Annotated in this window: 15 protein-coding genes and 1 other RNA gene; 13 read left to right on the top strand and 3 right to left on the bottom strand. The window is 35.6% G+C overall.

The genetic code is table 11. The annotated features are described in order from the left end of the window. Positions 1–175: 175 nt before the first annotated feature. Together I2490_RS00365 and I2490_RS00360 are read left to right on the top strand one after the other, a co-directional pair. Positions 176–1,381 carry a M20 family metallopeptidase gene (locus tag I2490_RS00365; protein WP_206457805.1) on the top strand — a complete coding sequence of 402 codons (1,206 nt, stop codon included), beginning with the start codon at positions 176–178 and terminating at the stop codon, positions 1,379–1,381. A gap of 11 nt (positions 1,382–1,392) precedes the next feature. Continuing rightward, positions 1,393–2,793 carry a YfcC family protein gene (locus tag I2490_RS00360; protein ID WP_206457804.1) on the top strand — a complete coding sequence of 467 codons (1,401 nt, stop codon included), beginning with the start codon at positions 1,393–1,395 and terminating at the stop codon, positions 2,791–2,793. A gap of 134 nt (positions 2,794–2,927) precedes the next feature. Here I2490_RS00360 and I2490_RS00355 read toward each other — a convergent pair whose 3' ends face one another. Next, positions 2,928–3,683, bottom strand: a complete 756-nt coding sequence (locus I2490_RS00355; RefSeq protein ID WP_206457803.1) for an IclR family transcriptional regulator — start codon at positions 3,681–3,683, stop codon at positions 2,928–2,930. Between the two features lie 294 nt (positions 3,684–3,977). Between I2490_RS00355 and I2490_RS00350 the strand changes: the two genes are divergently transcribed. After that, entirely contained in the window at positions 3,978–4,733 is a 756-nt protein-coding gene (locus I2490_RS00350) for an exodeoxyribonuclease III (protein ID WP_206457802.1), read from the top strand. Positions 4,734–4,739: 6 nt separating this feature from the next. Here the strand turns inward: I2490_RS00350 and I2490_RS00345 are convergent, their stop codons facing one another. Continuing rightward, positions 4,740–6,140 (bottom strand): MATE family efflux transporter, encoded by a 1,401-nt coding sequence (locus I2490_RS00345; RefSeq protein WP_245157034.1) that lies wholly within the window; start codon positions 6,138–6,140, stop codon positions 4,740–4,742. A gap of 185 nt (positions 6,141–6,325) precedes the next feature. Between I2490_RS00345 and I2490_RS00340 the strand changes: the two genes are divergently transcribed. Beyond that, on the top strand, positions 6,326–8,365 hold the full coding sequence (locus I2490_RS00340) for a YcdB/YcdC domain-containing protein (protein ID WP_206457801.1): 2,040 nt from the start codon (positions 6,326–6,328) through the stop codon (positions 8,363–8,365). Positions 8,366–8,455: 90 nt separating this feature from the next. Here I2490_RS00340 and I2490_RS00335 read toward each other — a convergent pair whose 3' ends face one another. Further along, complete coding sequence (locus tag I2490_RS00335) at positions 8,456–9,025, bottom strand: hypothetical protein (RefSeq protein ID WP_206457800.1); 570 nt, start codon at positions 9,023–9,025, stop codon at positions 8,456–8,458. A 228-nt stretch (positions 9,026–9,253) separates the two neighbouring features. Here I2490_RS00335 and I2490_RS00330 point away from each other — a divergent pair, with 228 nt between their 5' ends. From I2490_RS00330 to I2490_RS00290, 9 genes are all read left to right on the top strand, one after another. Next, positions 9,254–13,516, top strand: coding sequence for a 2-hydroxyacyl-CoA dehydratase (locus I2490_RS00330; protein ID WP_206457799.1), 4,263 nt, complete (start codon positions 9,254–9,256; stop codon positions 13,514–13,516). Between the two features lie 92 nt (positions 13,517–13,608). Continuing rightward, positions 13,609–14,334, top strand: a complete 726-nt coding sequence (locus I2490_RS00325; protein ID WP_206457798.1) for a YebC/PmpR family DNA-binding transcriptional regulator — start codon at positions 13,609–13,611, stop codon at positions 14,332–14,334. A 167-nt stretch (positions 14,335–14,501) separates the two neighbouring features. Then, a non-coding RNA gene (ssrS, locus tag I2490_RS00320) (6S RNA) lies at positions 14,502–14,681 on the top strand. Between the two features lie 73 nt (positions 14,682–14,754). After that, positions 14,755–16,434, top strand: coding sequence for a formate--tetrahydrofolate ligase (locus tag I2490_RS00315; RefSeq protein WP_206457797.1), 1,680 nt, complete (start codon positions 14,755–14,757; stop codon positions 16,432–16,434). A 15-nt stretch (positions 16,435–16,449) separates the two neighbouring features. Next, a complete protein-coding gene (locus I2490_RS00310; RefSeq protein ID WP_206457796.1) occupies positions 16,450–17,082 on the top strand; it encodes a cyclodeaminase/cyclohydrolase family protein in 633 nt (210 codons plus the stop codon). Beyond that, the gene (locus I2490_RS00305) at positions 17,079–17,909 is read left to right on the top strand and encodes a bifunctional 5,10-methylenetetrahydrofolate dehydrogenase/5,10-methenyltetrahydrofolate cyclohydrolase (RefSeq protein WP_206457795.1); all 831 of its coding nucleotides are present in this window, start codon (positions 17,079–17,081) and stop codon (positions 17,907–17,909) included. Before I2490_RS00310 ends, I2490_RS00305 begins: the two co-directional genes overlap by 4 nt. Continuing rightward, positions 17,909–18,874, top strand: a complete 966-nt coding sequence (locus I2490_RS00300; RefSeq protein ID WP_206457794.1) for a P1 family peptidase — start codon at positions 17,909–17,911, stop codon at positions 18,872–18,874. Before I2490_RS00305 ends, I2490_RS00300 begins: the two co-directional genes overlap by 1 nt. A gap of 28 nt (positions 18,875–18,902) precedes the next feature. After that, on the top strand, positions 18,903–19,481 hold the full coding sequence (locus I2490_RS00295; RefSeq protein ID WP_206457793.1) for an RNA polymerase sigma factor: 579 nt from the start codon (positions 18,903–18,905) through the stop codon (positions 19,479–19,481). Positions 19,482–19,518: 37 nt separating this feature from the next. Next, the coding region (locus tag I2490_RS00290; RefSeq protein ID WP_206457792.1) for a hypothetical protein at positions 19,519–20,437 on the top strand (919 nt) is incomplete at its 3' end.

Here is a 20,437-nt window from a genome sequence, read left to right as displayed (position 1 = left end):
GATCTTATAGTTATGGAGTTTATTGTCTGAGTTCCTTATATTTATAAATATAAGGAGCTTTTTTTATATAATTTTGAATTATTTATAAAGATTACACTTGATTTTCGATTTGATATAGTTTAACATGTTTATTATATGAACATATTGTTCATATAATAAACATAAAGGAGGAAAAATGGAAAACTTAAAAAAAACTATTTTAGAATTTATATCTGAAAGGGAACTGATACAGATGCTCATGGAAATGATTCAGATACCATCCTATACAGGTATAGAGAATCAGGAAACTGGTGTTGCGAATTACATGAAATCTGTATTTGACAAAGAGGGAATTGAGTGTCGGTTAGAGGAAATTGAAAATGGAAGATGCAATGTTATTGCCAGATTAAAAGGCTCCGGAGATGGAAGAACACTTTTGTTAAATGGTCACACAGATACTGTCTGTCCATATGATATGGAAAAAGCATTGGAACCATATATTTATGAAGAAAGAATATATGGTAGAGGTGCTTCGGATATGAAAGGTCCATTGGTATCTATGATGGGTGCAATGATCGCCATCAAAAGGTCAGGAATTACAATGAATGGAGATATTATTTTTGCTGGTGTAGCAGATGAAGAGCAATGCAGTATAGGTACTATTGATTTGATTGAAAAAGGAATCAAAGCAGATGCTGCGATTGTAGGAGAACCGTCAGACTTTCAAATTTGTATTGCGCATAGAGGATTAGAATGGTATGAATTTCAATTTATTGGTAAAACGGTACATGGAGGAAGTCAAGGTAAAGGAATCAATGCAATTGCAAAAGCGGTTAAATTTATAAATGCTTTAGAAAAAGATTTGATACCAAAAGTTTACGAAAAAAAACATCCTCTTTTGGAAGAAGCTACTCTAAATTATGGTGTAATTCATGGAGGAACACAGCTATCTACAGTAGCCGGTGAATGTACACTTTTAGTCGATCGAAGATTTCTTCCTTATGAAAATTATGAAGACATTGAAAAAGAGTTCAAAGATATTATTCATTCTTTAGAAAAAGAGGACAGAGAATTCAAATGTAATATGAAAGTCATGGATGTAAGTGTAATGAAAGAAAGGTATGTTCATAAAGCAATGGAAATATCTCCCGAACATCCAATTGTATCTATTATTAAAGATGCGTCTGAAGAAGCAACGCAAAAAGAGATAAATCTGACCTATTTTCCTGCTTGGACAGATGGCGGATTACTAAGTAATTATGCAAGTATACCGACAGTAGTTATGGGTCCTGGATTAATTACGTGTTGTCATTCAAATGAGGAATATATACCAGTTGATCATCTAATAAAAGGATGTTTAGCTTACGCGCTTACGTCAGTTAATTTTTGTAACAAAAAATAAAGAGGTGCTATATGGAAATAACAAACAAAAAGAAATTTAAAGTTCCCCATGTATATATCATTATAATGGGCATTGCTTTTATCTGTATGCTCTTAACGTATTTTCTTCCTGCAGGCTCCTATGAGAGAATTACCAATGAAGCAGGTAGAGTAATCGTTGATCCTACAACGTTTCAATTTCAAGCGCAGACACCGCAGAATTTGTTTGCATATTTTTCGTCATTTCATACTGGATTAGTAGAAACTGCGCAAATTATTATGTTTTTGTTTATTGTGGGAGGATCTTTTGCAGTTGTTGAAGGAACTGGAGCAATTGAGGCAGTATTATGTAAGGTAACTCGTGCTATGGCTGGCAGAGAAAGATTGATCATTCCTTTTATCATGTTTGCTTTTGCAATTGCTGGGGCAACCTTTGGAATGGCCGAAGAAGCTCTTCCATTTATTCCGATCATGGTTACGTTAGCTGTCTCTTTGGGATTTGACTCTATAACAGGTGCAGCTATGGTATTGGTAGGATGCAGTGCTGGATTTGCAGGTGCATTTTTAAATCCATTTACTGTAGGAGTTGCACAAGGACTGGTTGGATTGCCAATTGCATCTGGTATGACACTTCGTATCATACTGTTTGCTGTAATGAGTATCGTTATGACAGGATTTGTATATTGGTATGCGGGTAGAGTTAGAAAGAATCCGAAGTTATCATTAATGCATGAGATCGATCAGAATCGTGAGGATAAACTTGATCTTAATAATTTAAAACAAATGACAAAAGAACATGTCATGGTTTTATGTATCGTAGCCGGATCCATTATTACGTTTACATATGGAGTCATTAAACTAGGATGGTATCTGAAAGAATTAACTGCAGTTTTCTTAATTATGGCAGTATTGAGCGCAATTGTTGGAAGACTTGGATTGAATAGTTTTGCCGAGCATTTAACCAAAGGAATGGCTACCTTGGCGAGCGGAGCACTAATTGTAGGTTTTGCACGTGCTATTTTAGTTATATTAACAGATGGTGGAATTATTGATACGATTTTATTCTATACGTCAGGCACGGTATCTGGATTATCTTCAAATGTTGCAGCAGTCGGTATGTATATATTTCAATGCTTCTTAAATTTCTTAGTTCCATCCGGATCTGGACAAGCAGCGTTATCAATGCCGATTCTAGCACCACTTTCTGATTTGGTTGGCGTTACAAGACAAACAGCTGTCTTAGCATACCAAATGGGTGATGGAATTTCAAATATATTTACACCAACTTCTGGATATTTTATGGCTGGACTTGCATTAGCTAAAATACCTTGGGAGAAATGGGCAAAATGGATACTTCCTTTGATTTTAATTGAATATTTAATCGGTGCAATTTTTGTTGTAATTGCAAACTCGATTGGATATGGACCATTCTAATTCAGGGGTATTAAAATATATTAGGCTCTTCTATCAATAGAAGAGCCTATTTTATATAGTTATATAGTAGGAAATATCAATAGATTCTCCTAGGGAACCATGAGGTTCCCCAGTGCAGTGGCAAAGCCACTTTTTTATGGTAAATTTGATTCTAATTTATTTTGATAGGAAAGTAAAATATCCTTAAAGTTATCCAGCTTTTTTTCCCATCCATCCTCTCTAAAAAAAGCAACTGCAACACAAGCTTTAATGTTTCCTTCTCGGCCAAATAATGGGATGCCAACACCTAAAATATCAATGCCAAGCTCGTCAATACTCATAACGTATCCTTGTTTACGAATAAGGGCATATTCTTTTAATAATTCTTCCTTAGATGTCAATGTATTAGGACAAGTCTTTTCAAATGACTGATTGTCTATCATTTGGTTGATGTAGTTCATATTCTGATAAGCTGTAATACATTTTCCATAACAACCTTTATTCACATTAAAGTATTTACCGGGAAGATCGTTTAATTTCATAGGTTGGTGCACTTCAATTTCAAAGATAGACATAATTTTATTCCCGTCTTTAATAGCCATTCCTACCGATTCTTTGGTAATGTCAGAAATCTCTGCGAGAATGTCTTGAATCTTACTATGATAATTGTGATTGTATAAATAGGTAGAACCGATGTGATACATACCGGGGCCGATTTTATATCTGCTGGTATGAGAATCAAAAACAATAAGAGCGTGTTCCTCCAAAGTGCATAGAATACGGTAAATCGTGGAGCGATTAAGACCAATTTTTTGAACCAATTCTTGTACTTTGTATTCGTAAGGAGGAGAAGATAAGGTTTCTAATATAATTAAAGATTTTTCGATGCTGCTTGTTTTATTTTCATTCATAATATTCACCACTTTATTTAAATTAATATTTTAATCTATTATATAGGAAAACAAATATCTGTTCAACATATGAACTTGATTTCATTTTTAAATTTAAAAGATATAATATTGAAAAAATGGGTAAAAAGTTAAAGTATGATATAATAAATACGAATTAATGTAACAAAATCAAATAATATCAAACGATTTTGCCCCAAATGTATTTATTGTATCCTTTTGAAGCAAACCAGAGCAACGGTTTGCACTTATGATAGAATGAAGTAGTTAATGGAATGAAAGGAGAATCATTTATATATGAAAATAATAACTTGGAATGTAAATGGATTAAGAGCATGTATGGGGAAAGGATTTTTGGAATTCATTGAAAGAGAAAATCCTGATATGGTATGTGTTCAAGAAACAAAAATGCAACAGGGACAGGCTGACGTTCCACTAAAGGATTATGAACAGTATTGGAACAGTGCAATAAAGAAGGGCTATTCTGGCACTGCGATTTTTACAAAAAAAAAGCCATTATCGGTACAATATCATATTGATACGGATGGACATGATACTGAGGGAAGAGCAATAACGTTGGAATTTGATGATTTTTATTTAATGACTGAATATACTCCAAATGCACAGGATAAGCTTGCACGAATTGATTATCGGATGGAATGGGAAGATGCGAGAAGGGCTTACCTAAAAAAATTGGACAAGAAAAAGCCGGTGATACTATGTGGAGACTTGAACGTTGCACATGAGGAAATTGATTTAAAAAATCCAAAATCAAATCGTGGAAATGCAGGATTTTCTGATCAAGAGAGAGGAAAATTCCAAGAATTACTGGATGCAGGTTTTATCGATTCATATCGTTATTTATATCCTAAAGAAGAAAAAATGTATACATGGTGGTCTTACCGTTTTAATGCAAGAGCAAACAATGCTGGATGGAGAATCGATTATTTCTTAACTTCAGAACGTTTGAAGGATAAGATAAGGGATGTAACTTTATGTATGGATGTTTTTGGAAGTGACCATTGTCCAGTAATCTTAGATATATCTTTATAGATGGAATCAAGTGTTTAAATCGTTGAATGGTTTAATTTCCTTATTATAAATCTTGATATAAAAAATAATACTGGCGGCTAAGGAAAAAATTTCAGCGAGCGGAAAAGAAAACCAAACATAATTCAGTCCCCAATAATGGGATAAAAACCAAGTTAGAGGTAGTATTAAAATCAATTGACGGAGCAACGAAACCCATAGACTTAAAAATCCATGACCAATTGCTTGAAATAGTGTCGAAGTTATGATTCCGATTGCAGCAGGGATAAAACAGAGGCTGATAATACGTAAAGCACGTACACCAATACCTAACATCTCTTCCGTTGCATTGAACAACATAATAAGCTGTGTTGGAAATAATTGAAAAATAATCGTACCCATAGTCATGATACTGATTGCAGTCAATAACGCAAGTTTAAAGGCTTTAATTAAACGTTCACGATTTTTTGCTCCATAGTTATAACCAAGGATAGGCATAGTTCCTTGATTTAATCCGAATACAGGCATAAAGATAAAGGATTGTAGTTTGAAATATATACCGAGTACGGCTACCGCTGCTTCAGAAAATGTGATTAAAATCGCATTCATTCCAACAAGCATAACTGACCCAATTGCTTGCATAATCATAGCAGGAAGTCCTACTGCATAGATATTTTTAACAGTTTTATAGTCGATACGAAATTCTTTTATTTTTACATGGACGTCATACTTTCTGGTAAAAAGAAAGATTAACCCCAAAGACATACTTACAAATTGAGCGAAAACAGTTGCTACAGCTGCGCCTGTAATTTCCAACCTTGGCATGCCAAATAGACCAAAGATTAGAATTGGATCCAAAATGATATTAGTTATGGCACCGGTTAGCATGCATATCATAGGGAATAGCATATTACCGGTTGCCTGCATAATTTTTTCTACTGAAATTTGTATAAAAATAAAAAGAGAAAAAACAGTGACAATGGTACAATAGGAAATACCATAATCGACGACAAGGCTGCTGTCTGTAAAGAAACGTACAAATGAACCGGAGAAGAAAAGGCCGAAAATGGCAAACATCGACCAACTGAAAAAGGATATCACAATACCATGACTAGCTGCACTGTTTGCTTCTTCAAATCGTTTTTCGCCCAATCGTCGGGAAATTAAAGAGTTTAGGCCTACGCCGGTTCCAACGCCAACAGCAATAATGAGCATTTGTATTGGAAATACAAGACTGACTGCTGCTAAGGCTTTTTCTCCAATCATTGCAACGAAAATGCTATCAATTATGTTATATAATGCTTGAATCATCATAGAAAACATGGCAGGCAAAGACATTGAAAACATAAGTTTTCCAACTGGCATGGTTCCCATTTTGTTTTCTTTAATTTGGTTCATCTCTTGCAATAAATTGTGTTGTTTTATACTCATAGTTAATACTCCATTTTCTTGTTTTTAAAATAAAATTATATCATTTTTTTAATATGCTTTCAAGAAACTATAAAAGGGAAGATATTTTTTGAAAAAAATATTTTTTTTATGGGAACTTTTTTCCAGAAAGGTCGTCTTATTTTATAGAAGTGAAGACAGGACATATTTAAAAAGGAGTGTGTAAAATGAAAAAAACTTTGAGTATATTATTAACCTTATCATTACTGTTTACTTCATCAATTTCGGTATTTGCTGCAGATTCAGAAAGTAAAGAATTGGAAAATGCTATTCTTTATGTAAAATCGATTATAAACATACCAGAAGATTTTACAGAATTTTCTCAGTCATCCTATCAGGAGGAGCGTGAGGATAAAACGACAGTTACAATATGGAATCTCAATTGGAGTGACAAGGAAGATACTGGACATTTAAATGCTTCTGTAGATAATAAAGGTAATTTTATAAGGTATCGATTCTATGAAGAAAAAGAAGAAAAAGGGTTGTCGAAGATAACAAGACAAGCGGGGGAAAAAACGGCACTTGCTTTTTTAAAGAAAGTGATTCCACAATATGCAAAAGATTTTCGACAGGTTAATGAGATAGAGAATCAGATGCGAACATATGACTTGCTTTATACTTTTCAGCCATATGTAAATGATGTACCGTTGCGTTTTATTGATATCTCCATTATCATTGATAAATATTACGGTCAGGTAACTTCGTTTTCTAGAGATTCTGAACCATTTCAAATTGATAAAATTCCTTCAAAAGAGGGGATGTTGTCAAAAGAAGAAGCAGATCAGGCTTACTTTAAAGAATTCGGAATGGATTTAAACTATTATTCTTATTATGACTGGAAAAAAGATACATTAAATGTTTTTCCGGCTTATGTAAATACGGCGAAAAAAAATCAAGCATTGGATGCGAAAACTGGAAAGGCCGTTAAGATTTATTTACCGATAATACATTATGGTAGATCAGGAATCACTGAAGATGCCGAACTTAAAAATGATGCAGGACTTACTCCGAAAGAACAGGAGCAAGTAGATAACATTTCTGGCTTAATATCAAAAGAAGAAGCTGATTCTATTTTAAAAAATACTTTTGGAGATATTGGTTATTCATCTACTTTTAAATCTAGTTTGCATGTAGCTGATAGGAATCCAAATAAAGGGCAATATATCTGGAATTTATCCTATGAGAATGCAAATGGAAGCGTTGATGCTAAGACTGGGGAAATTTTATCCTACTATTATTATGATGTAAATAATTATAAGGGTAATCTGAAAATTAACGAACAAAATGCACTTTCTAAAGCAGAATCCTTACTTTCTAAAATTTTACCAAAGGATAAATTGGATTCAGTAAAAAGAGCTGAAAATGAATACAACGAAGAAAGTTCCTATTATAATATCAGATATTATCGCCAAGTAAATGGCATTGACTTTTTTGATAATTATGTTTGGATTACTGTAAACAGAGATAATGGAAAAATAACTGGATATAATTCTGAATGGTACGACAATGTAGCTTTTCCGTCAATCGAAAAAGCAATGGATGAGCAGCAAGCTTATCAAGCATATAAAAAATTATCTCCATTTTCTTTAAATTATGAAAAAGTTGAGAAAAATAAAGCGTTGTTAGTCTATAATTTTGATTTTGTCGATGAAGAATGTTTGATTCAACCAGAAACAGGTACACGCTTAGATTGGATGGGGAAACCATATAAAGAAGATAAGGGTGTTCCGGAATATTCGGATATAAAAGGGCATTGGTGCGAATCCGTAGTCAATCAATTAAAGGAAAATGGATTTTATTTGGATGGGGAAGAATTTTTGCCTAATAATAAAATTACCCAAAAAGACTTTTTGATTTATTTATATCCATACTATAGGAACTTAGAAGATGAAGAATTATATGAAGAATTGATTCGCGATGGTATTCTAAAAGAAGGAGAAGAAAATCCGAATGCAAATTTAAGCAGACAGGAAGCTGCAAAGATTATGATTCGTTTTCTTCGTTTAGAAAAAGCGGCTGAACATCCTGAGTTATTCCAATCTGTTTTTAAAGATAAGGTAGATTATTCTTACCGAGGATATGCAACCTTATGCAAAGGACTTGGTATTCTATCAGGTGATAAACATGGAAAATTTAATGGAAAAAACACAATGACTCGTGCAGAAGCGGCAAGTGCGATTCATCGATTGCTAAATATTACGAATTAAATTAAAAACATAACTATGAAAAATAGCATCAGGCTTCCCTGATGCTATTTTTATTTCGACAACATATTTTGTTGTCGATTAAGATTCTTTTTATTTTTGATACATAATAGAAATTTCTTCTCTTATACAAGAATCCCATTTTACTAAATCATAAATCAAAGGGTCTTGAATCAATCGTTTCCAAACCGTATAGGTTGCCTTGAGAAACGAAGGAGTAAGCTCTACGTTTTTAGAAATGAGTGGGCATGTATATGGGAGTTCTGCGTCGGAATGGATAAGTACCAATTCATCTTCATCTGTTAAATGAGGTGCCAATGGAAAAAAACGACATTGAAGCGGTCTCTTTTCTCTTGGACAATGTGGCGCACAGTTGCAACGAACAAAATATATTTTACCATACCATGAGTCTGGGAAATCATAATCCTCTGCATTTTCTACACTCCATTTCAGCCAGGTTTCCTTTCTAGTAAACAGCTTTTCTTCTCCAGGAAGCAGATAAATACCCATATCAAAATCCAATCCATTTTCTGTACTGCTGTCTCCACCGCAGGTACAGCAGGCTGCTTGACATAATGTGCCGCAGTCCTCGGAAAGGGGGCTGACTCGATCAAGCAATCGATAAATTGCCGCATAAGTTTTTCTTTTAATAGTACTTTTCATAATAAGAATATTATATAGCAAAGTATCATGTTTTGAAACGATTCTTTTTGAAATTACTTATTTTTACAAGAAAAATTGCATTTTCAGAAAAAGTGTTGAAAAGGAATGGCTATTTTTTAAATCATGTTTGTGGTATAATACTCAATCATATATATATATGAAGAAACTGATACTTTTTTAAAATTTACTGACAAAATGGCGGTTTACATAGGAGGAACGGAGTCATTTATGAAATTGGGAATTGATGTGGGATCCACAACCGTAAAAGTGGTGCTATTAGGAGAGCAAAAGAATGTTATCTTTCGCCGTTATGAAAGACATATGTCGAATGTCTTTGATAAGGTACAGGAACTTTTGCGATTTTTACATCAGGAAATGCCGGATATTCATCCAACCGTATGCATTACCGGTTCAGGAGGTCTCGCACTTGCAAATGTGATTGGTATTCCATTTGAGCAAGAGGTGATTGCTTGCAGCAAAGCTGTCGAAACTTTTATTCCAGAAACGGATGTTGCAATTGAGCTCGGTGGTGAGGATGCAAAAATTACATTTTATGGGAATACCACTGAGCAACGCATGAATGGAACTTGTGCGGGTGGGACAGGTGCATTTATAGATCAAATGGCTATTTTATTAAATACCGATGCACAAGGCTTAAATACTGCTGCAACGAATCATAAACTGATTTATCCGATTGCAGCTCGTTGTGGTGTTTTTGCAAAGACAGACATTCAGCCTTTAATTAATGAAGGGGCAAGCCGAGAGGATTTGGCTGCTTCTATTTTCCAGGCCGTTGTAAACCAAACGATTGGCGGGTTGGCCTGCGGAAGAAGCATTGAAGGTAACGTTGCTTTTTTGGGCGGACCTCTATCCTTCTTATCTGAGCTTCGAAGACGTTTTATTGAGACTTTAAACTTAAAAGAAGAGCATATTATTTTTCCGGACGATTCAAAATATTATGTTGCAATAGGTGCTGCAATTTTGTCTGCAAAAAATGAAACGATTTCCTTAAAAGCTATTTTAAATCGAATGGAAAAAAACGGTCAAAATAGCTTGTCAGAGACCAAGCATTTAACACCGCTATTTAAGAATTTTAATGATTTTAAAGAGTTTAAAGAACGCCATGATCGAAATAAAATAAAAAGAAGAGATCTTTTAAAAGCAAGAGGAAGATTGTATTTGGGAATTGACGCTGGTTCTACCACAACGAAGGCAGCTTTGATTGATGAAGATAAAAACCTGCTTTATTCTTTTTATAAGAATAATGAAGGAAAGCCTCTCGAAGCAACGTTGCGTTTGCTGCGTGAAATTTATGAGAAGCTTCCGGACAGTGCTTACATTGCAAACTCTACCGTTACCGGATATGGTGAGGGACTGATAAAAGCTGCTTTTGGCATTGATATGGGCGAAATTGAAACGATGGCGCATTATAAGGCGGCACAGGAGTTTTTGCCGGGTGTGGAATTTATCTTGGATATTGGTGGCCAAGATATGAAATGCATGAAGATAAAGGACAATGCCATTTATAATATTATGTTAAATGAAGCTTGTTCTTCAGGATGTGGATCTTTCATTGAAACTTATTCGAAATCGGTAAATATGGAAGTCGAATCTTTCGCTAATGAGGCTTTATTTGCAAAAGAACCAGTTGATTTGGGAACTCGGTGTACTGTTTTTATGAATTCGAAGGTGAAACAAGCACAAAAAGAAGGGGCTACGATTGGTGATATTTCAGCTGGACTTTCGTACTCGGTCATTAAGAACGCATTATATAAAGTAATTAAGCTGCGGGATACACAAGAAGCTGGCGATAAAATTGTTGTTCAGGGTGGTACTTTCTTAAACAATGCAGTCCTTCGCAGCATTGAAAAGATAATGGGAAAAGAAGTTGTTCGGCCGGACATTGCCGGACTTATGGGAGCATTTGGTGCTGCATTAATTGCAAAGGAAAATTACGTTGCAGGTACCGAATCTACTATTATCGGCTTGGATCAAATGAATTGTTTTACTGTAACAAATACTCATACGCGTTGTAATGGATGTGAAAACAATTGTCTGCTAACCATAAATAAATTCAATGACGGTGCCAAATTCATAACCGGTAATCGTTGTGAGAAGGGCGCTGGAAAAGAGATGCAGCATTCCAGCCTTCCAAACCTTTTTGAATATAAGTATAAAAGGCTGTTTTCATATACGCCTCTTTCTGAGGAATATGCACCAAGGGGAACAGTAGGAATTCCACGTGTACTAAACATGCATGAGAACTATCCGTTTTGGTTTACTTTTTTTACACAGTTAGGATTTAGTGTAGTACTTTCACCAAAATCCTCAAAACATCTTTACGAGATGGGTATGGAATCGATTTCTTCAGATACCGTTTGCTATCCTGCTAAAATGGTTCATGGTCATATAAAATGGTTAGTGAATCAAGGAGTAAAATGGATTTTCTATCCGAATATTAATTATGAACGAAATGAAGATCCAAAGGCGCCAAATCACTATAATTGTCCGATTGTAGGAACCTATCCAGAAGTCATTGCAAACAATATGGATGATATATTCAAAGAAAAAGGTGTATATTTTTCTCATCCATTTTTACCGTATGATAATGATGAACGTTTGCTTCGAAGACTCTATACCATTTTAAGAGATTTGAATTTGGGAATGGAGGAAATTCGAAAAGCAGTGAAAGAAGCGAGAAAGGAAGACAAACGTTTTAAGGATGATATCAAACGGCAAGGTGCCTATGCAATTAAATATATTAAATCTCATAATAAAAAAGCAATCATATTAGCAGGACGACCTTATCATTTGGACCCTGAAATTAATCATGGAATTGATCAATTAATTACTTCCTTTGGTATGGCTGTGTTAACAGAGGATTCTGTTTCTCATTTTACAAACCTTTATCGCCCGATTCGAATTTTGGATCAATGGATGTATCATTCGAGACTTTATAAAGCCGCAGAGGTTGCAGGAAGAAACGATGACATAGAATTGATTCAGCTTACAAGTTTTGGATGCGGATTGGATGCTGTCACGACGGATGAAGTGGAAGAACTTTTAAAAATAAAAAATAAGTTATATACGGCTTTAAAAATTGATGAAGGTACAAATTTAGGTGCTGCTAAAATACGTATACGATCTTTGAAAGCAGCGATGGAGGAACGTACAAAAAATCATATTAGACATAGTATGGAAGAACAAGCTTTTGAGAGAAAAATATTTACGAAATCTATGAAAAAAGATTATACCATTTTACTTCCTCAAATGTCTCCGATTCATTTTCAATTTTTAGAAGAAGCTATGGGGTATGGTGGCTATAAGGTGGAGTTACTTCCATCGGTTGATAAGCATGCGGTAGAGGAAGGATTAAAATATGTAAATAATGATGCGTGCTATCCAACCATTGTAACCTTAGGTCAAATTATTAATGCTTTAAAATCAGGAAAATATGATTTGAATAAAACAGCAGTGGTTCTTTCCCAAACTGGCGGGCAATGTCGTGCAAGCAATTATATCTCTCTTTTAAGAAAGGCATTGCTGGATTTAAAAATGGAACAAGTGCCGGTGGTATCTGCGAATATTTCCGGACTGGAAAAAAATCCTGGATTTCAATTTACTCCAGGCATTCTTAAGCGTGCAGGAATGGGTTTGGTTTATGGAGATGTATTGATGCGTGTTCTTTATGCAACAAGACCCTATGAAAAGGTGAAAGGATCTGCAAATGCTCTTTATGAGAAATGGTCTAAGATTGCGAAAGAAAACATAGTGAAAGGGAGCATTTCAAAGTTTAGAAAAAATTTAAGTATGATGGTAAGTGAATTTGACAATCTTCCGCTTTATAATATGAAAAAACCGAAGGTAGGGGTGGTAGGAGAAATTTTAGTAAAATATCATCCGACGGCGAACAATGATATTGTAGGTATTATTGAGTCTGAAGGCGGCGAAGCTGTCGTTTTGGATTTGATTGATTTCTTCTTGTATGGTATGTACAGCAAAGAATTTAATTATCATTACTTGAATGGTTCTTATAAATCAATGCTTTTAGGAATGATTGGTATTAAATTGATTGAATGGTTACGTTCACCTGCTCGAAAAATTTTAAATGCAAGCAGGCGTTTTCATGGCCCATTGTATATCAAAGAAATGGCAGAAAAAGCACAAAAAATTACATCTCTTGGTAATCAATGCGGAGAGGGCTGGCTGCTTACCGGGGAAATGGTAGAACTGCTCGACAGTGGAGTAGAAAATATCGTTTGCCTGCAGCCATTTGCTTGTCTACCAAATCATGTGACCGGAAAAGGCATGTTGAAAGCATTGAGAAATTATCATCCGATGGCGAACATAGCGGCAATTGATTATGATCCGGGAGCAAGTGATGTCAATCAGTTGAACCGTATTAAGCTAATGATGGCAACCGCTTTTCGTAATATGGAAAAAACAGAAGATGATTTGGTGGATGAGAACTCTATTGAACGTATTGGATAGAAAAAACATTAAAAAAAATAAATTTTGATTTTTTTTTAACGGAAGCTTGTGGTATAATGTCCTGTAGCGAAAAACCAAAGAGGAGGAAGATCATGGGTAGACATGGAACAATCGCAGGCAGAAAAGCCGCTCAGGATTCAAAGAGAGCTGCTGTCTTTACAAAATATGCAAGAGCAATTACCGTTGCAGCAAAGGCTGGAGGAGATCCTGATTACAATGTTTCTTTGAAGCATGCCATTGAAAAAGCAAAAAGCATTAATATGCCGAATGATAATATTAATAGAGCGATTAAAAAAGGTACCGGCGAATTGGCTGGAGAGTCATATGAAAACGGAAGTTTTGAAGGATATGGTGCAGGTGGTGTTGCAGTTATCGTTGATGTTTTGACAGATAATAAAAACAGAACAACAGCAGCAATTAAGCACGCATTTGATAAATACAGCGGTAATTTGGGTGTTCCTGGTTGCGTTTCTTATATGTTTGACAGAAAAGGAATCATTACCATTGAAAAAACAGACTCCACTGACGAAGATGAATTGATGGAAGCTGCATTAGAAGCAGGCATGGATGATATGGCTACTTATGATGACAGTTTTGAGATTCAAACTTCAACCGATGCATTTAATGATGTATGTGATGCATTAAAAAATGCAGGATATGAATTTGTAGAAGCGGATATTGAATTAGTGCCATCTATTGAAGCAACACCAACAGAAGAACATGATATTAAAAATTTGAAAAAAATGATTGACATATTAGAAGACAATGATGACGTTCAAAAAGTTTATACAAATTGTACGATTGATTTATATGAATAACGTTAGTTTATTAAATAACGAAAGTTGTGATTTTTTCCAATTTACCTGAAATTGGACAGCTAAATTCTTTAGGAATAGTTGATTTTCACGCAAAATCTGCTATACTAGAGTCAAGAAAGATTTCAGATGAACTGCATAATTTTTCTTAGATAAAATATAATAAAAGTAGGATCCTGAGGTGTTCGTTAAGGTTATGTAATTTAACCTACAATTTGTTCACGGGACTTCGAGTTTTCGATACTAATGTCAAGCCTCCTTTGAGTGGAAGGCAGCGGTTCGGAACAGATAACCCACCTATCATGAGATAGGGCGTGAATTATTGGCCTGACGACACATTCGGGATTTTCTATTTTTTGTTTTGCTTTTTAAGACAAAAAACTGTAAAATAAATGTATTATGGTTATTGCATGGGAGGGGAAAATGAATTATAAAAGTGATCTTGAAATTGCACAGGAAGCAGTAATGAAACCTGTAGCGGAAATTGCGAAAAAGCTAGAGCTTACAGAAGATGATTTGCTGGGTTATGGTAAATATAAGGCAAAATTAGATTGCCATCGCATCAATGCTTCGAAGAATAAGCAGAATGGAAAATTGATTTTAGTAACTGCAATCAATCCAACCTCTGCAGGTGAAGGAAAAACGACTACAACAGTGGGTCTTGGTGATGCGCTGCAAAGAATGGAAAAGAAAACGGTCATTGCAGTAAGAGAGCCATCCTTGGGACCTGTTTTTGGAATCAAAGGCGGAGCTGCAGGCGGCGGTTATGCGCAAGTCGTTCCTATGGAAGAGCTGAATTTGCATTTTACAGGAGATCTTCATGCGGTTACAACAGCGAACAATTTAATTGCTGCATTAGTAGACAATCACATTCATCAAGGAAATGAATTAAATATAGATTCCAATCGAGTTGTTTGGAAGAGATGCATGGATATGAATGATCGTCAGCTTCGTTATGTACAAGATGGGCTCGGCGGTAAAGCGAATGGGGTACCTAGATCGGATGGTTTTGATATTACAGCCGCGTCAGAGATTATGGCAATTTTATGTTTAGCAGAAGATTTAGAAGACTTTAAAGAAAGAGTCGGTCGAATTCTTGTTGCATATGATATGGACGGGAATCCGATTACGGTAAATCAAATACATGGTCAAGGTGCGGTTGCAGCTTTAATGAAGGAAGCTATTTTACCAAATTTAGTACAGACCCTAGAGCATACGCCTACTTTAGTTCATGGTGGTCCGTTTGCAAACATTGCACATGGATGTAATAGTGTCATTGCAACAAAAATAGCTTTAAAGCTTGGAGACTATGTAATTACTGAGGCTGGATTTGGTGCGGACCTTGGAGCAGAAAAATTCTTGGATATCAAGTGTAGAAGCTGCGGAATTCATCCGGATGCAATTGTTGTTGTTGCTACGGCACGTGCTTTAAAGCTTCATGGCGGATGCCCTAAGGAAAATATAAATGAAGAAGATATTTCAGCACTCAAAGCAGGAATTAAAAACCTTTTAAAACACGTAGAAAATATGAAGCAAGTTTATGGTTTACCTGCGGTAGTTGCAATCAATCGTTTCCCAACCGATACGGAGAAAGAATTGATTTGTATAGAAGAAGATTGTAAAAAAATTGGAGTAAAAGCAGTATTGTCTGAGGTATGGGCAAAAGGCGGAGAAGGTGGTCTTGCATTAGCAGAGGAAGTTCTTTCTATGATGGAAACGGAAGAAAATCACTTTCAATTTGCTTACGATGCAAATGCTTCTATATCAGAAAAGATTGAGGCGATTGCAAAAAAAGTTTATGGAGCAAAAGGAATTTGCATTACAGAAGATGCACAAAAAAATATTGAGCAGCTTGAGAAATTTGGTTTTGATAAACTTCCTGTTTGTATTGCAAAGACACAATATTCATTATCGGATGATCCGAAAAAATTAGGCAGACCAGAAGATTTTGATATTACAGTGAGAGAAGTCCGAGTTTCAGCTGGAGCTGGCTTTTTAGTTGTTTTAACAGGAAATATTATGACTATGCCTGGACTTCCGAAACGTCCGGCAGCGGAACGTATTGATATCAGTGCAGATGGAACCATTACCGGATTGTTTTAAATATAAGGAGGCATCATGTTAGACAGCAGTTGTATAGAATTTATAGAAAATTTATCATCCAAAAAACCAGTGCCAGGTGGTGGTGGCGCTTCCGCATTGGTTGGATCCATTGGTATGGCATTGGGAATGATGGTTGGTAACCTTACCGTAGGAAAACAAAAGTATGCTGCGGTAGAAGAAGAAATGAAGTCATTGCTGAACGCCTCCAAAGAATTGTTAGAGCACTTGGAACTTTTAGTACAAAAAGATGCATCTGCATTTGCACCTTTGGCTGACGCATATGGTTTGCCAGCTGGAACACAAGTAGAAAAAGAAATTAAAAATAAGAAACTTCAAGAGGCATTGATTTTTGCTATTGAAGCACCAATGGAACTTTTAGAAGAGGCAAATAAAGCACTTGTTCTAATGAAAGAATATGCACTAAAAGGCAGTGCATTGGTTTTAAGTGATGCCGGCGTAGGTGCTGCCTGTTTGAGAGCAGCAATTTTAGGTGCAAAGCTAAATGTACAAATTAATTTAAACCTACTTAATGATATAGAAAAAAAAGCAGTATATAAAAATAAAATGAACCATCTGGTGGAAGAAGGGACCTCTTTGGCAGATGAAATTTATATGTATGTAGAAAATCGATTGCAGGAGGGACTATGAAATTAGAAGGAGCAAAAGCTGCAGCACAAATTAAAAATGATTTAAGTGAGCAATGTAAAAAATTAAATCAAAAAAATTCAGATTCGAAAATTGTTATATTTCGACTTGGAAATAATCCGGATGATATTTCTTATGAACAAAGGATTCTTAAAAATTGCAGGGAAATCGGGCTGGGTACGAAAGTAGTTTCTTTAGCGGAAAGTATTACGCAGGATGATTTTATAAAAGAAATCACACATTACGATAAACAGGACAGCGTTCTAGGAATCTTAATTTTTCGACCTCTTCCAAAACACTTGGATGAACGTATTATAGGTGAAGCGATTTCTGCGGAAAGAGACATTGACTGTATGAATCCCTTAAATTTGAAAAAACTACTTTTGGGTGATCTTACACGCATTGCTCCTTGTACACCGGAAGCTGTTATGGAACTTTTAAAATTTTATGACATTCCTCTAAAAAGTAAACATGTTGTGATTGTAAATCGAAGTATGGTTCTTGGTAAACCATTAGCATTGCTGCTTTTAGAAGAAGATGCAACCGTTACGATTTGTCATTCAAAAACAGAAGATTTGATTCGCATGACTTCTCAAGCGGATATTGTAATTACAGGTATTGGAAAACCAAAATTTTTTGGTAAAGAGTATTTTAAGAGTGATTCAACGGTCATTGATGTTGGAATTAATTTTACCCAAGAAGGTATGTGTGGTGATGTGGATTTTGAATCAGTAAACGAGTACGTTTCTGCGATTACTCCGGTTCCCGGTGGTGTTGGCACAGTAACTTCGATGGTTTTACTGAAACATGCATTGCGAGGGAAGGAATAATGAATGAGATTAGCATAACGAGTATTAAAGGGATTAAAGTAGGGCATGCGCAAAATGAAGCTGGTGGGACAGGATGTACTGTTATTCTATGTGAAGATGGTGCTTACGCCGGAGTGGATGTAAGAGGCGGAGGCCCGGCATCCAGAGAAACGGAGCTCTTAAAACCGATTAATATGATTGAACAGATTCATGGAGTCATGTTGAGCGGGGGCAGTGCTTATGGACTGGATGCTGCAGGAGGTGCGATGCAGTATTTAGAAGAACAGGGCAAGGGCTTTGATGTACAAGTTGGGTATGTCCCGATTGTTTGTGGTGCTTCCTTGTTTGATTTAGTCGTTGGCGATCCAAAGTGCAGACCGGATAAGGCAATGGGCTATGAAGCATGTAAAAATGCATCAAAAGATACTCCGAAAGAAGGCAATGTAGGTGCAGGAACTGGCGCTACAGTCGGTAAATTCCTTGGACCGGCGAATATGATGAAAAGCGGACTCGGTACCTATGCTGTTCAAATTGGAAGATTGCAGGTTGCTGCTATTGTAGCTGTCAATGCTTTGGGTGATATAATTGATTTGAATACTGGCAAACGATTGGCCGGTATTTTAAGTGAAGATCATAAGACAATTGGAAATACTGAAGAAATTATGTATGCGCAATATGAAGAAAACCGGAATATATTTAACGGAAATACAACAATCGGATGTATTGTAACAAATGCAAGATTAACAAAGTCACAGACAAATAAACTGGCTTCAATTGCACAAAATGGATTAGCAAGATCCATCCGTCCAGTTCATACTATGGCCGATGGAGATACCGTCTTTGCATTGGCAACGGGTGAAGTGGAAGTACTTCCGGATGCAGTTGGGGCATTGGCAACGGAGGTTATGGCGAAAGCAATTAATCGAGCTGTTTTAACGGCAAAGTCCGCATATGGATTAAACGCAGCTTGTGATTTTATTAAATAATTGATTGGGAAAATGGAGAAGTTTAAAGGTGGACAAAAGGGAGAAGGAGCTAATTACGCGGGCAAAGACCGGCGATGAGACGAGTTTTGAATTGCTCATAGAGGGCTGCAAAACAAAGGCTTATAATATTGCATGGCGATATATGCGTAATGAGCAGGATGCTTTGGATGCCTTGCAGGAAAGTTTTATTAAGGTTTTTCGCCATTTAGGGAAATTTAAAGGTGAAAGTAGCTTTGATACGTGGGTCTATCGTATTGTAGTCAATACATGCAATGATATGTTAAGAAAAAACAGCAATCTTAAAATTGTGACCACAATCTATGAGAAAGAGGAAGAAGAACCTATTGTTAAGGTACCGGATCCCGGGCCGACTCCATGGGAAGCTTTGGAGCGTAAAGAAAAATCTCAGTTTTTGCTCGATTGTATCGAAACGTTACATCCGGATCAAAAAGAAATTATTGTCTTACGTGATATTCAAGGATTCTCGTATCAGGAATTAACGGAAATATTAGATTGCTCGATAGGAACGGTTAAATCAAGAATCAATCGTGCAAGGAAACGATTAAAACAAGTTATTATGGAACATAATGAAAAAAATTTCGTCTAAATATACATATAAAAAGAAAAAGGAAGGAGGAATAAAAATGACAATTAAAAATGATTTTGATGAATCAATTCTTTCAAAAAATCAGGATGAACAGTTAAATGAAATCATAGACTTACTTCATGATCTTCCTCCGATTCCTGTACCGGATGAATTTAATTCGAGATTGAAACATGCGCTTCAAATTGAGAAAAAGAGAAAAAAGATTACAGTTTTGAAACGCTGGAGTGCAGTTGCTGCAGTATTCTTTGTAGGGTTCATTTCTGTCCTCTTCTTAAAGGACGGAAACTTAGCTATGCCTGCAAATCTATCATTAAAGGATTATAATAATAAAGAAACAGATCAAGTACTTGAAGAAGCTGATGAAAAATATGGTACTATTCAAGAAGAGAATTTAGAAGAATTAGAAGAAGATGAAATAAAGCAAGAAATGGCATTGGGAGCGATTACAAATGAAAAGATTGCAGAAAATGATCAAACACCAATTACTCAGAAAGACAGAAATGATATGAGTGAAATGCCTAAAAAAAGCATAGTACAAGAGGGAACTCTTTCGTCTGATCGTTCGCTGCAAACGCTTTCTGCGCAACCATCAAGAAGTATTGCATATTCGGGTACGGCTGAAGAATTCAACCGCTGCAGTGAAGAAAAAATACTTGAAATTGTAGAAATGATCAATCAACAAAACTCTTTTGCTGTTTTAAATGATTCTGATATAAAAACGGAGGAATCGTTCACCAGCAAAGAAATAACGAATGAAATATCACCAATTGCAATGAAGCTTTATCAAAATATTTTTAATAATCAACAAGTAACTTATAAAAACATATCAAAACATTCAGTTACAGGAAAAAGTCAAGCATATGAAATACTGGGAAATGAAAAATCTATATCGATTACTATAACTAATTCCCCAGAGGGCATCCACGTCTCTGAACCTATTTTAGACCATGGTGAAT

Source organism: Anaerovorax sp. IOR16, assembly GCF_017168145.1.
GTDB lineage: Bacteria > Bacillota > Clostridia > Peptostreptococcales > Anaerovoracaceae > IOR16.
The sequence above is the reverse complement of the archived record's forward strand: the minus strand, read 5'-3'. Positions and strand labels throughout refer to the sequence as shown.